Origin of the sequence: Paraburkholderia hiiakae (genome assembly GCF_904848665.1) — a bacterium.
GTDB lineage: Bacteria > Pseudomonadota > Gammaproteobacteria > Burkholderiales > Burkholderiaceae > Paraburkholderia > Paraburkholderia hiiakae.
Window position 1 is genome coordinate 258,031 of the sequence record NZ_CAJHCQ010000004.1, and the last position, 13,419, is coordinate 271,449.

The 13,419-nt window shown below is 63.4% G+C and carries 9 protein-coding genes; 6 read left to right on the forward strand and 3 right to left on the reverse strand.

Going from position 1 to position 13,419, the window contains the following annotated elements; translation table 11 throughout:
- Positions 1-221: 221 nt before the first annotated feature.
- Positions 222-1,550: an aspartate aminotransferase family protein gene (locus JMY28_RS10410; protein WP_201695813.1), complete on the reverse strand. Its 1,329-nt coding sequence runs from the start codon at positions 1,548-1,550 to the stop codon at positions 222-224.
- A 170-nt stretch (positions 1,551-1,720) separates the two neighbouring features.
- Between JMY28_RS10410 and JMY28_RS10415 the strand changes: the two genes are divergently transcribed.
- Complete coding sequence (locus tag JMY28_RS10415; protein WP_201695814.1) at positions 1,721-3,124, forward strand: aminotransferase-like domain-containing protein; 1,404 nt, start codon at positions 1,721-1,723, stop codon at positions 3,122-3,124.
- 21 nt (positions 3,125-3,145) lie between these two features.
- On the opposite strand, the gene JMY28_RS10420 is transcribed toward JMY28_RS10415, so the two are convergent.
- Both JMY28_RS10420 and JMY28_RS10425 read right to left on the reverse strand, forming a co-directional pair.
- The gene (locus JMY28_RS10420; protein ID WP_201695815.1) at positions 3,146-5,521 is read right to left on the reverse strand and encodes a DNA polymerase II; all 2,376 of its coding nucleotides are present in this window, start codon (positions 5,519-5,521) and stop codon (positions 3,146-3,148) included.
- A gap of 84 nt (positions 5,522-5,605) precedes the next feature.
- Positions 5,606-6,223 carry a LysE family translocator gene (locus JMY28_RS10425; RefSeq protein WP_201695816.1) on the reverse strand — a complete coding sequence of 206 codons (618 nt, stop codon included), beginning with the start codon at positions 6,221-6,223 and terminating at the stop codon, positions 5,606-5,608.
- Positions 6,224-6,636: 413 nt separating this feature from the next.
- Between JMY28_RS10425 and JMY28_RS10430 the strand changes: the two genes are divergently transcribed.
- The 5 genes from JMY28_RS10430 (at position 6,637) to JMY28_RS10450 (ending at position 13,394) form a co-directional block, all read left to right on the forward strand.
- Positions 6,637-7,356 carry a DUF1223 domain-containing protein gene (locus JMY28_RS10430; protein WP_201695817.1) on the forward strand — a complete coding sequence of 240 codons (720 nt, stop codon included), beginning with the start codon at positions 6,637-6,639 and terminating at the stop codon, positions 7,354-7,356.
- A gap of 812 nt (positions 7,357-8,168) precedes the next feature.
- On the forward strand, positions 8,169-8,630 hold the full coding sequence (locus JMY28_RS10435; protein ID WP_201695818.1) for an outer membrane lipoprotein: 462 nt from the start codon (positions 8,169-8,171) through the stop codon (positions 8,628-8,630).
- Between the two features lie 83 nt (positions 8,631-8,713).
- Positions 8,714-9,076 (forward strand): hypothetical protein, encoded by a 363-nt coding sequence (locus tag JMY28_RS39425; RefSeq protein ID WP_201695819.1) that lies wholly within the window; start codon positions 8,714-8,716, stop codon positions 9,074-9,076.
- Between the two features lie 122 nt (positions 9,077-9,198).
- A complete protein-coding gene (locus JMY28_RS10445) occupies positions 9,199-10,320 on the forward strand; it encodes an efflux RND transporter periplasmic adaptor subunit (RefSeq protein WP_201695820.1) in 1,122 nt (373 codons plus the stop codon).
- On the forward strand, positions 10,317-13,394 hold the full coding sequence (locus tag JMY28_RS10450; protein WP_236596782.1) for an efflux RND transporter permease subunit: 3,078 nt from the start codon (positions 10,317-10,319) through the stop codon (positions 13,392-13,394). Before JMY28_RS10445 ends, JMY28_RS10450 begins: the two co-directional genes overlap by 4 nt.
- Positions 13,395-13,419 lie beyond the last annotated feature (25 nt).

Sequence of the window (13,419 nt, forward strand, 5' to 3'; positions counted from 1 at the left end):
CTCGCCGCAATCGCGTTTGCCATGGCGGATAGGGCAACGATACGCCGATGACGTGTTCCGTGCTTAAACCCGGCCCGCGCGGGTACGGCTGCTCAATACGACTGCTTGCGTATGGCCGGCATCCAACGGCCGGAAAAAGAAAAGGCGGCCCGAACCCGGGCCGCCTGGACGGCGTATTACCAAATGAAAGCAGGCGCGAGCGAGAACTCGCGCTTTGCGTGTTACTGCACCGTGGCGAGCACGTCGCGCACCGTGCCGAACAGGCGCGCGATTTCCTCTTCGGTCACGATGAGCGGCGGCGAGAACGCGAGAATGTCGCCCGTGAAGCGGATCAGCACGCCTGCCTCGAAGCACTTCACGAAAACCTCGTAAGCGCGCGCGCCCGGCGCGCCGTCGCGCGAATCGAGTTCGACGCCGGCAACGAGGCCGAGGTTGCGCACGTCCTTCACGTGCTTCTCGCCGCGCAGCGCATGCACTGCGGCCTCGAACTTCGGCGCGAGTGCGTCGGCGCGCTCGAACAGGCCCTCACGGCGATACAGGTCCTGCGTCGCGATCGCGGCTGCGGCGGCGAGCGGGTGCGCCGAATACGTGTAGCCGTGGAACAGCTCGATTGCGCCTTGCGCGCCGCTGTTCACGATCGTGTCGTGAACCGTGCGGCTCGCGGCCACGCCGCCCATCGGCACGGCGGCGTTGTTGATCGCCTTGGCCATGGTGATGATGTCGGGCGTGACGCCGAAATACTCGCTGGCCGTGGCCTTGCCGAGGCGCCCGAAGCCCGTGATGACCTCGTCGAAAATCAGCAGGATGCCGTGCTTCGTGCAGATCTCGCGCAGGCGCTGCAGATAGCCTTGCGGCGGAATCAGCACGCCCGTCGAACCCGCCACAGGCTCCACGATCACGGCCGCGATGGTCGAGGCGTCGTGCAGTGCGACGATGCGCTCGAGGTCGTCGGCGAGGTGCGCGCCCCAGCCCGGCTGGCCCTTCGAGAACGCGTTGTGTTCGAGATCGTGCGTGTGCGGCAAGTGATCGACGGCCGGCAGCAACTGGCCCGAAAACGCCTTGCGATTCGGCGCGATGCCGCCCACCGAGATGCCGCCGAAGCCCACGCCGTGATAGCCGCGCTCGCGCCCGATCAGCTTGGTGCGCTGGCCTTCGCCGCGTGCGCGATGGTAAGCGAGCGCGATCTTCAGCGCGGTGTCGACCGACTCCGAGCCGGAATTCGTGAAGAACACACGGTCGAGCCCTGCCGGCATGATCTCCGCGATCTTCTGGGCTGCTTCGAACGCGAGCGGGTGGCCCATCTGGAACGTGGGAGCGAAGTCGAGCGTAGCGGCCTGCTGGGCGATCGCTGCGACAATTTCCTCGCGCCCATGGCCCGCGTTCACACACCAGAGGCCCGCGCTGCCGTCGAGCACTTCACGGCCATCGGTCGTGCGGTAGTACATGCCCTTGGCCGATTCGAGCAGGCGCGGCGCGGCCTTGAACTGGCGGTTGGCGGTGAAGGGCATCCAGAACGACGAGAGATCGTCGATGACAGGGCGCGAAGTCATGCGTGCTTCTCCTCAGGTGGGTTTGGCTCAACTGTAGCGCCGGGGCTTGAACCGCGGCATAGACAGTCTCTATACTGATCTGCAAACCGTGCTGGACAATTCTCGCCAACTGTATTGGTCGGCGCCTGAATCGTTCGGGTTTTCCCTCGCACTATACGCTTGCTTTCCCCATGATCGAACTCGAACTGGAGCGCGGCCGCGGCGCAGCGACTACGCTCGTCGAGCAGCTCGTACAGGGCTTCACGCGCGCTATCGAAGCGCAATCGCTGCGCGCCGGGGCGCTGCTGCCCTCGGTGCGGCAGCTCGCGCAAACGCACGAGCTATCCACCTATACAGTGACCGAGGCGTATAACCGCCTCGTTTCGATGGGCTTCGTGGTCGCGCGGCGCGGCTCGGGCTACCGCGTGGCGCAGCGCAACGAGTCGGCACGGGCGAGCGCGACGGGGTGGCAGCCGCCCACGCTCACGGCCACGTGGCTGCTCTCCGACGTGTTCGCCGATCATTCGGTGCCGATCAAGGCAGGCTGCGGCTGGGTGCCGGGCGAGTGGATCAATGAAAGCGGCCTGCAGCACGCCCTGCGCGCCATGAGCCGGGTGCCGGCCGTGCGTCTTGGCGACTACGGGCACCCTTACGGCTACGCGCCGCTGCGCGAGCGGATTGCGGCGCAACTGGACCGCCTGGGGCTGCCTGTCGACGTGTCGAACGTCCTGCTTACGCAGGGCGCGACGCAGGGGCTCGACCTCATCGTTCGCACGCTGCTGCGGCCCGGCGACACGGTGCTCGTGGAAGACCCCGGCTACTGCAATCTGCTGCAGATCCTCAAGCTCGCGGGGCTCACGGTCCACGGTGTGCCGCGCACGCCGGCCGGGCTCGACATCGAGGCGCTCGAGCGTCAGGTGGCCGCGCATCAGCCCAAGGCGATCTTCGTGAACACGACGCTGCAGAATCCCACCGGCGCGACGTATGCGATGTCCAACGCGTTCCGCTTGCTGCAGATCGCCGAACGCCAGCGCATGTGGGTCGTCGAGGACGATGTGAGCCGCGAACTTGCGCCGCCTGGCGCGCCGCTGCTCGCAGCGATGGAGGGTTTGCAGCGCGTGCTGTATGTCAGCGGCTTTTCGAAGACGGTCACGCCTTCGCTGCGTTGCGGCTATGTGGTCGCCGAGCGCGATGTGCTGCGCGAGCTGGCGCGCGCGAAGATGGCGGTGGGGCTCACATCGTCGGCGACCATCGAGCGCATGGTCGACAAGGTGTTGCTCGAAGGGCGCCACGCACGGCACGTCGAACTGGTGAACGAACGGCTGAAGGCCGCGCATGCGTGCGTGGAGGAGCGGCTGGATGCGCTGGGACTCGAGATATTCCATCGGCCGCGCGCGGGGCTCTTCGTATGGGCGCGCCTTGCGATCGAACCCGAACGGGCCGGCGCGATTGCCACTGCGGCGCTGCGCGACGGCATCTGGCTCGCGCCCGGCTCCTATTTCCGGCCAGACGACGAACCGAGCGCGTGGTTTCGCTTCAACGCGCCGTATTCGACGGACGATGCGCTGTGGCGGTTTATCGAGCGTGCGCGTTAGAGCGTGCGCTATGGCTCGCGTTCAGAACAAACTCTGCTGCCCCGACATCAGCGTATCGAAATCCTCGCGCAGGAAAGGCAGAATCGCGTCCGCAACGGGCTGTAGTTGGCGGCTTACATAGAACGCGTAATCGAGCGGCGAACTCAGCGTTTCGAGCGGCTCGGGCCCGGCTGTCGTCATGACGTAGCTGATCCAGCCGCCGTTCTGATACTGGAGCGGACGGCCTTTCGCGCGATTGAACTCGTCCGCGACCCGCGCGGCCCGCACGTGCGGCGGCACGTTGCGCTGATATTCGACGAGCGGCCGGCGCAAGCGCTTGCGGTAGACGAGCTGGTCGTCCAGTTCGCCATTGAGCGTGCGCCGCACATAGTCGCGGATGTACTCCACGTAGGGCTCGCGCTGGAAAATACGCCGGTATAGCTCGCGCTGGAACTCCTGCGCGAGCGGCGTCCAGTCGGTACGCACGGTCTCGAGGCCCTTGAACACGACTTCTTCGCCGCCGTTCTTCGCGAGTGTGAGGCCGGCGTAGCGCTTTTTACTGCCTTCTTCCGCGCCGCGCACCGTGGGCATGAGAAAGCGCGAGTAATGGCGTTCGAACTGCAATTCCAGGGCGCTTTGGAGACCGAAGCGTTCTTGCAGTTCGGCCTTCCACCATGCGTTGACGTGCTCGACGAGTTGCTTGCCGGTTCGCGTGGCGTCGGCCTCGCTGTGCGCGTGTTTGAGCCAGACGAAGGTCGAGTCGGTATCGCCGTATATCACGTCGTAGCCTTGCGACTCGATGAGCTGACGTGTTCTGCGCATGATCTCGTGCCCGCGCATCGTGATCGAAGAGGCGAGGCGCGGGTCGAAGAAACGGCAACCGGTCGAGCCGAGTACGCCGTAAAACGCGTTCATGATGATCTTGAGCGCCTGCGAAAGTGGGGCGTTGTGGTGCCGCTTCGCATTTTCGCGCTCGTCCCACACCTGGCGCACGATTTCCGGCAGACAGTGCTTCTCACGGGAAAAGCGCGCACCGAGAAAGCCGGGCACGGACGCATCGTCGCCGGGATCGCTCAGACCTTCGATGAGCCCAACGGGATCGATCAGAAACGTGCGGATGATCGAGGGGTAGAGGCTCTTGTAGTCGAGCACGAGCACCGAGTCGTAGATGCCGGGGCGCGAGTCCATGACGAAGCCGCCGGGGCTGTTTTCGCCCACCACGTCGCCGAGATTCGGGGCGACGTAGCCCAGCCTGTGCATCTTCGGCAGATACAGGTGCGTGAACGCGGCGACCGAACCGCCGCTGCGATCCACGGGTAGCCCCGTGACGGACGCGCGTTCGAGCAGAAAGGCGATCAGTTCGGTTTTCTCGAACACACGTGTGACCAGTTCGCAGTCCTTGAGGTTGTAGCGAGCCAGCGCGGGTTTGTCTTCGTCGAAGCGGCGCTGGATCTCGTCCATGCGCTGATACGGATTGTCGATGGACTTGCCTTCACCGAGCAACGCCTGTGCGACGTATTCGAGGCTGAAGGACGGAAAGCTCCAGGTGGCCGAGCGCAGCGCCTCGATGCCGTCGATGATGAGACGGCCCGCTGCGCCCGCGAAGAAATGATTCTCCCGCATGCCGTGCTCGCGCCACTCCATGACCTCGCCGCCGCGCCCAAGGCGCAGGGGCACGCCGGTTTGCTGGGCGTGCGCATGCAACACGCGCAAATCGAACTGCACGAGATTCCAGCCGATGATCGCGTCGGGGTCGTGCAGCGCCATCCACGCGTTGAGGCGTTCGAGCATCTGCGCGCGGCTTTCGCAGTATTCGAAGTCGAAGTCGATCTGGCTCGCGTCGCCATTTGCGGGGCCGAGCATGTAGACCTGGCGTTGTCCACAGCCTTCGAGCGCAATGGAATACAGCTCGCCCTGTGCGCTCGTTTCGATGTCGAGTGACACGAGTTTCAGGTGCGGGCGATAGCCGTTGGCGGGTTTCATCTCGCTGTCGAGCAGCACGCCGCTTCTGTTCGACTCAACGGCATCGCCGCGAAACAGCACAGGCGCCGTGATGAACCGCTCCATCATGTAGCGGTCCGGCGGCTGGATATCGGCTTCGTAGACGTCCACGCCCGCTTTGGCGAGGCGTTTTGCATGCCCCGCCAGGGCGCGATATTGCGGCGAGTAGAGCCCAAGCACCGGGCGGCGCTGGAAGTCGCACAGATTGAGCGGACGCAGCTCGGCGCGCGCGTCGCCCTTTAGCGCGGCGCGGGCCGGGGCTTCCTGCGCGGCCGGCACGAATGCGACAGAGGGCTGGCGACGCAGGCGCAACTGGCGCGGCCCCGCGTCGGTCGCGAGCCAGAAGTCGACCTCGGTGTGTTCGCCCGTATCGCGCCAATGGCGGGTGAGAATAAAACCCGCTTCAAACTCAGACAAAGTGTGACTCCGCCGCCCATGTTTCCCGGTTGCGATTGTAGCGGTTGAACCGGCGTTCGAACCGAAGCAAGGCGGCGCGTCGTTTTAGCGCTGAAGCAGGTGTGCGAACATCGGATACAGCGAAACCATCAGCGAAAGCGCCATGGCGATGTTGAACAGACGCAGCCGCCGCGTATTCGACAGAAAACGCCGCATGCTGGTGCCGAACGCGGCCCAGACGCAGATGCAGGGCAGGCCGATCACATAGAACAGGACGGCCATCGCCATCGTATTGGTGCCGAAGTTCGCGGAAAGGCGGATCGTGGTGGCGGCCGTGAGCACCATCATCCACGCCTTGGGATTGACCCACTGGAACGCGATGGCTTCGTGAAAGCGCATGGGCCGGTGTTCGCCGCTCTTTACCTTGAGGTCGCCCGAGGTGCCGATCTTCCATGCGAGATACAGCAGATACGCAATGCTCGCGACTTCCAGCACGACATAGAGCGATGGAATGTGCCGGAACAACTGACCAAGCCCGAAACCCACCGAAAGCATGAGCACGACCACGCCCGCGCTAATGCCGAGAATGTGCGGCACCGTGCGGCGAAAACCGAAATTGACGCCGGAAGCGAGCAACATGGTGTTATTGGGGCCGGGCGTGATGGTCGTGACCACGACGAAGAGCATGCCGGCGGGCAGCGCGCTGAGCATTTCGGGCAGCATGGTGCGAGGGGCTCCGGAAAGAAAGGACTGATTCGACAGGAACCAGTTTATCGACTGTATGCGGTACAGTACCGATACAGTTGCGAAGACGCTGGACAGTACGGATTGCCTGCCATTAGCCGCGAGCTCGGGCGCAACGATGGAAGTGAGGGTTATCGGGCGAATGAGGCCGACCGGCTTGCATCGGAGCGGGCCGGTCGGCCGAAAGATTGCAAGCTCGTGAGGAAGCAGGAGCTCTCGCTGGTCGTGGCAAGCAAGCCTGCTGGCGCCCCCGGCGACATCCCGCCGGATCACCGAAAAATGCGCCTGCCGCTTCAGACTGCGTATCCCGGAGGGGCATGGGGCGAGGGCAACTGTAACCCGGCGGTGCCGGCGGGCGAATTAGCGGTAACGTCGTCATCCGGAGTCACGACATGCTGCCCCGTTCTCTCATTGCCGTCTGCGCCAGTGCCGCGGCGCTGCTCGCTTCACATGTGTTTGCCGCCGCGCCGCGTCCGGTCGTCGTCGAACTGTTCACGTCCCAGGGCTGTTCGTCGTGCCCGCCCGCCGACCGCTTTCTGTCCGAGCTGGGCGACACGCGCACCGATGTGCTGCCCCTTGCATTTCACGTCACATACTGGAATGAGCTCGGATGGAAGGATCCGTTTTCGTTGGATGCCGCCGATGCGCGTCAGGCCCGGTACGCCCAGCGGTTTCACGACTTCGCGTACACGCCGGAAATGGTGATCGACGGCACGGCCGAGGCGGTGGGCTCAAATCGCATTGCGGCCAGCGCTGCCATCGATTACGCGAAGTCCACCGGTGTCGCGGCCGCTACGGTTAGCGCCACACGCGCAGGCGGCAGCGTCTCGGTGTCCATCGGCCCGGGCACCGGACGGGCGCGCGTGCTGCTGGTCGGCTACGATGCGCGTCACGTTACGGCGATCGGGCGCGGCGAGAACGCGGGCCACACACTCACTGAATCGAACGTCGTGCGTAGCCTCGCAACCATCGGCCAGTGGTCCGGCACAGCGCTGACGTTACGCGCCGACGCCGTGGCAGGCGAGCGTCTGGCGGTACTTCTCGAAGCCGATGATGGTGCAGTTGTCGGCGCCGCGCGCGTTGTCGATGCGCGTGAAGTTCCCGGGCGCTGAGCGGTTAACTGTTGCAACGAACTCAACGCAGGTATGCGTATGACTCGCAGGTTTCACAGTGAAGGACCATTCCGGCTCGTTTCTGACTGAAACTATATAAAGGCATGTGTTGCCGACAGGGTCTTTACGAGCGCTTGGTGGCGCTTAAGCTGATGCATACGGCATGACAGTCGGTGAGCGTCTGCCAGCCAGACGCTCATGCAAGAAACTACGGCATTACATAACAGAAATAACTGTGCCGTTAACGCCATACATCGACAGCGCTTGTTCCCGAGCTTCACTCGGGCTATTTGCCAGAATGTTCACAACCATCTTGCTACTCGGGTTGTTTCGGTCCCTCAACACGGTCACTTTGTAATTGGTCATCGTGAATTCCCAAAAAAGAAACATGATTTGTTCATGCCTGTCCAATAACGACCAAAACGGGAAGACCTTGAGTGGCTTCAACTTTCTAACAGGGATCCTGCAATTGGCCTCAGGGGACTGAGTCGCGGGCCCGTATTCAGCATAAATGTTGGCAAACCATGCATCTGTATTCTGCTGCCGACGAAGACGGTTGATTTGTCGAAAAGAGACATAGGATGGAGCTGACGAAATGGTGAACGCGCGTTTTTCCACTCAACGAGCGTTCCCGTGTAAAACCGGCTAGTCTTTATCCGTGCGCGCAAGTTTTGAATCCTGGTGCGTCATCAGGTCTCCATCGAGATCGTGCGGACTTTGGGAAATCGGATACGCACGATGCCTCGAGACAAGGACTGTCTTTTGAATGCTGTCACAGGATCCGCTCCGGTGACTTCAACAAGGAGACTGGCATGCGAGGTGTTGGCGGTGCGTTTGTCCCTTCGCTTATTGCGTCGCTCGCGCTTTCCGCGTGCGAGGCCCCAACTTCGGGCTCCACCTTTACGCCGGCCCAGGCGCAGCAGGTGATGGTGGTCGAACTCGGTGCGGTCGAAGCCGTGCGGCCCGTCACCATCCAGCCCGGTCCAACGGGCATTGGCGCAATAACGGGCGGCGCGCTTGGCGGCATCGCGGCAGGCAGCAACATCGGCCGCGGCACGGGCTCCGTAGCAGCCGGCATCGGCGGCGCAGTGCTGGGTGGCGCGGCAGGCAATGCCGTGGAGCAGCGCGTCACGCGGCGCGCGGGCCTTGAAATCGTCGTGCGTCTGGATTCGGGGCAACTGATGTCGGTGGTTCAGGATGCGGATCAGCAGTTCGTTCCGGGCGACCGTGTGCGCGTACTGCTCGGCAATAACTCAGTGCGCGTGACCCGATGAAGTGAACGCAGGTGTGGCTGGTCTCTCGATAAAGCGAAGTTCCGAACAAAGGGAGGAAACCGATGGCCGATACCGAGCAAAACATGAGTCGCGTGCAGCTGACCGCGATGGTCGTCGGGGGCATGGTCGGCGCGGCCATCGTCGTGGCGTCGGTTGACATCTGGCTGTTTCATTTCCTCATTCTTCGCGGCGTGAAGCAGGCCGCGTTCATCAACACCGTCGTGACGTTCGCCAAGGTCATCCCGATCATGGTGTTCATCGTCATTCTCCTGTTCGTATTCAAGTACGGGACCCCCCATCTGAATATGCAGTCCGCAGCGCATGAGGGCGGACTCATCCAGCAGGTCCGCGCAACGATGTCCGTCGCGGGTGCGGGCCTGAGCCGCGGGCGCGGCGGCGGCCATGACACGACGTGGCCGATCATTCGCGATGGGGTCGAGTTCTAGCGCTTGAATCGTAGTTGTTTTCGGATGGATACACCGGCGCGCCCGGCGGGGCTGCAACAGGGCGCGAAGTCATTTCAGGGTGGACGCGGGCAGCCTGTCCAAGGATCCAGAGGAATACGCCAGTGTTTGCGAATCATGCTGCAGGTCGAGTGGTTTCCCTGCCTTTGGCCGTGACGCTGTGTGCGCTGTGTGTATCGGCGGCGGGGGGGCTGTTGGCGGGCTGCCGTAAGGGCGAAGAGGCGCAGGTGACGGAAGTCCGCCCGGTACGCGTCGTCAGGATAGAAAAGCAGGAGGCGGGTGCGACCATCGCGTTGACCGGAAGGTTGCAAGCGCAGGCCGAGATCAATCAATCGTTCCGTATCGACGGAAGAATGACATCCCGCAACGTCGACGTCGGAGACCGCGTCAGGGCGGGCCAGGTGCTGGCGCGGCTCGACCGGATGAACGAGGAAAGCAGCCTGCAGTCCGCTCGGGCACAGTTGGCCGCCGCTCAGGCACAAGCCCTGGAAGCGCGCACCATGTTCACCCGCATGCGCGATCTGCTTGCGGAGCATGCCGTGTCGCGTGCTTCGTTCGAACAGTCGGAAGCGATGGCAAAGATCACCCAGTCGCAAGTCGATTCGGCGCAGTCGTTGGTCAGCATCGCGCAGAATCGGCTGAGCTATACCGATCTCGTTTCCGACGTCGCCGGCGTGGTGACGGCGCGTGGGGCGGAGCCGGGTGAGGTGGTGCCGGCTGGCCGCATGATCGTGCAGATCGCTCGCGAGGGCGCTGTGGATGCCGTATTCGACGTGCCCGCCGCGATCAAGGACGTCGCGCCGGCCAATCCCGACATTGTCATCGCGCTTGCCAGCAACCCCGAGGTCACCGCCGTTGGTAAGGTGCGCGAAGTATCGCCCCGCGCCGATCCGGTGACCGGAACCTTCGCGGTCCGGGTTCAGGTGCTCGATCCGCCGGCGGCCATGCGCCTTGGCAGTACGGTCATTGGCCACATGAAACTCCCGCGCGCGGCGGCCATCGATATTCCTTCGAGCGCCCTGATCCAGCCAGGAGGAAAACCGGCGGTCTGGGTGGTCGATACGAAGACAGGGACGGTTTCGGTGCGTGAGGTCGAGCTTCAGGCGTATGGCGAAGACCGTGTTCAGGTATCGCAAGGTCTCAATACCGGCGACGTGGTCGTGACTGCCGGCGTGCAGGCATTGCGGCCGGGACAGAAAATTAACTGGACCGAGGCCCCCAGGTGATTGGCCCGAATCTTTCCGAGTGGGCGCTTTCCAAGCGCCCCCTGGTGGTGTTCCTGATGATCGCCGCACTCGTGGCGGGCACACTGTCATTCTTGCGGTTGGGGCGCGCAGAAGATCCGGTCTTTACATTCCGCACCATGGTGGTGGCCGCCGCGTGGCCGGGAGCCACCGTCGACGACACGCTCTCGCAGGTGACCGAGCGGCTCGAACGCACGTTGCAGGAGACCCGTCACCTGGATCGCATACGCAGCTATACGACAGCGGGTCAGACGACGATCTTCGTCGATCTTCTGCAATCCACGCCACCCTCCGAAGTCCAGGACATCTGGTACCAGGTTCGCAAGAACGTGGGCGATATGCGGCAAACGCTCCCGGCCGGAACGCTCGGGCCGTTCTTCAACGATGACTTCGGCGACACCTACGGCATCATCTACGGATTCACCGCCGACGGCTTCAACATGCGTGAGTTGCGCGATCGCGTCGAGGCGATTCGCTCGCGCCTGCTGCTGGTGCCGGACGTCTCGAAGATCGAGGTCCTGGGCGCGCAGGACGAACAGATCTACATCGAATTCTCGACCACCCGTCTAGCGGGCTTGCGTCTGGACTACCCGACCATCGTCGCGGCATTGAGAGCGCAAAATCTCATCAGGCCGACCGGCGTCCTGCAAACCGGACAGGAGCGGGTGTTCTTCAGGGTGACGGGCGCCTTCGATTCCGAACGCGACATCGAGAATGTCAACCTGGTGCTGGGAGGGCGCATCGTACGCCTCGGCGACATCGCCACCGTGAGACGCGGCTTCGCCGATCCTCCACAGCCAATGTTCCGCGTCAACGGCAAGCCGGCCATTGGCCTCGCGATCGCCATGCGCGATTCGGGCGACATACTGGCGCTCGGACGCAACCTGAAGGCCGAGATGGCCGACGCCACCGCGAACCTGCCCGCTGGCATCGAGCCGTTCCTGGTCGCCAATCAGTCGGATACCGTCGACGTCGCGATCAACGACTTCATGGCGTCCCTCTGGCAGGCGATCATCATCATCCTGGTGTGCAGCTTCGTGAGTCTGGGCATACGGCCGGGGACGGTGGTGGCATTGTCGATTCCGCTCACGCTGGCGATCGTCTTCGGCATCATGGATGTCGTGCACATCGATCTGCACCGGGTATCGTTAGGAGCGCTGATCATCGCACTGACCTTGCTGGTGGACGACGCCATGACCACCGTCGACGCCATGATCAACCGCCTCGCCGCCGGTGACAGCAAAGATCAGGCTGCGACTTTCGCGTACCGCACGCTGGCCGCGCCGATGCTGATCGGCACGCTCGTGTCGATATCCAGTTTCGTGCCGATCGGCTTCGCGAAGAGTTCGGCGGGCGAATATACGTTTTCCATTTTTGCGGTGGTCGCGATCGCACTGCTCGCGTCGTGGTTCGGTGCGGTGATTTTCTCGCCGCTGGTCGGTGTGGTGATCCTGAAAGCGCCCAAGCCAGAGAAGGAGCCGCGCAAGCCCGGCAAGATGCTCATGGGCTACGACCGTTTTCTGCGTGGCGCGCTGCGGCTGAGGTGGTTGACGATTGCCATCACGCTCGTGGCATTCGTGGTGTCGATCTTCCTCGTGCGGTTCGTGCCGCGGCAGTTCTTCCCCGCCTCGGACCGGCCCGAGCTGACGGTGGATCTGACCTTGCGCCAGAACGCATCCATCCACGCCACCGAGGACCAGGTCAAGCGGCTCGAAGCGATTTTGAAAAGCGATCCCGATGTCGATCACTTCAGCAGCTATGTGGGCCGCGGCGCCGTGCGTTTTATTCTCACGCTCAACGTGCAGTTGCCCAATCCGTTTTTCGCACAGGTCATCGTGGTCGCAAAAAGTCTCGAGGCGCGGGACCGGCTGCAATTGAAACTGGAGAAGACACTGAGCGACCAGTTCCCCGGCATCGTCGCTCGCGTGTCGCCGCTGGAACTCGGGCCGCCGGTGGGGTGGCCGCTCCAGTATCGCGTCTCCGGCCCCGACCCGGCGCAGGTACGTAGGGCCGCACTCGATCTGGCCGGTATCGTGGGTTCCGACGAGCGAACGCGCCACATCAATTTCGACTGGATGGAGCCGGCCCGGCAGATCCGCATCCACATCAACCAGGATGAAGCGCGTCAACTCGGCGTGAGTTCCGCCGCGCTGGCCGCCATCATGAACACCGTCATTACCGGCACGCCACTCACGCAGATACGCGACGACATCTACCTGGTCAACGTCGTGGCGCGCGCGCAGGAAGAGCAGCCGCTGACGGTGCAGTCATTGAGTACGTTGCAGGTGCCCACGCCGAGCGGGCGCATGGTGCCACTCAGTCAGTTCGCGACGTTCACGGAGGAACAGGAGTCGCCGCTGATATGGCGGCGAAACCGCGTACCGACGCTCACGGTGCGCGCCGACGTGATGCACGGCAAGTTGCCCGACGAAGTCGTCGCAACGCTCGCGCCGAAGATCGATGCGTTCAATGCGAAGCTGCCCAAGGGCTACCACGTCGCGACCGGCGGCATCTTCGAGGAAAGCGCGATTTCGCAGGCCTCGGTGTTTGCCGTGGTCCCGGTGATGATCGTGCTGATGCTCACAAGCATGATGCTGCTGCTGGTGAGCTTCAAGCGCCTGGCGATGGTGGTATCGGTGATGCCATTGGGCCTGATCGGCGTGGTGCTCGCGCTGCTGGCTTTCAACCGGCCGCTTGGTTTCGTCGCCATTCTGGGCATTCTCGCGTTGATCGGCATGATCGCCAAGAACGGCCTGATCCTGATCGTGCAGATCGAGACCTTTCGCCAGGAAGGCATGGGCGTGCTGGAGGCCGTCGTCGCTTCGGGCACTTCGCGCATACGGCCAATGATGTTGACCTCGATCTCGACCGTGCTCGGCCTGATCCCGATCGCGCCCACGGTGTTCTGGGGCGCCATGGCCTTCGCGATCATGGGAGGCCTGCTGGTGGCGACGCTGCTGACCCTGGTGTTCCTGCCGGCGCTGTACATGGTGGTGTTCGGCAAGGAAGACCGGCCGCCGTCGCAGTCTTCGGGGATGGCGAGCGGGGCGACGTGAGCCGCCGGGGCCTGATTCCATCCGG

Bases quoted from the DNA above. Each gene is read 5' to 3' on its own strand.
- JMY28_RS10430 (WP_201695817.1), top strand. From the start codon at position 6,637: ATGCTGCCCCGTTCTCTCATTGCCGTCTGCGCCAGTGCCGCGGCGCTG.
- JMY28_RS39425 (WP_201695819.1), top strand. From the start codon at position 8,714: ATGAGTCGCGTGCAGCTGACCGCGATGGTCGTCGGGGGCATGGTCGGC.
- JMY28_RS10425 (WP_201695816.1), bottom strand. From the start codon at position 6,223: ATGCTGCCCGAAATGCTCAGCGCGCTGCCCGCCGGCATGCTCTTCGTC.
- JMY28_RS10410 (WP_201695813.1), bottom strand. From the start codon at position 1,550: ATGACTTCGCGCCCTGTCATCGACGATCTCTCGTCGTTCTGGATGCCC.
- JMY28_RS10435 (WP_201695818.1), top strand. From the start codon at position 8,169: ATGCGAGGTGTTGGCGGTGCGTTTGTCCCTTCGCTTATTGCGTCGCTC.
- JMY28_RS10415 (WP_201695814.1), top strand. From the start codon at position 1,721: ATGATCGAACTCGAACTGGAGCGCGGCCGCGGCGCAGCGACTACGCTC.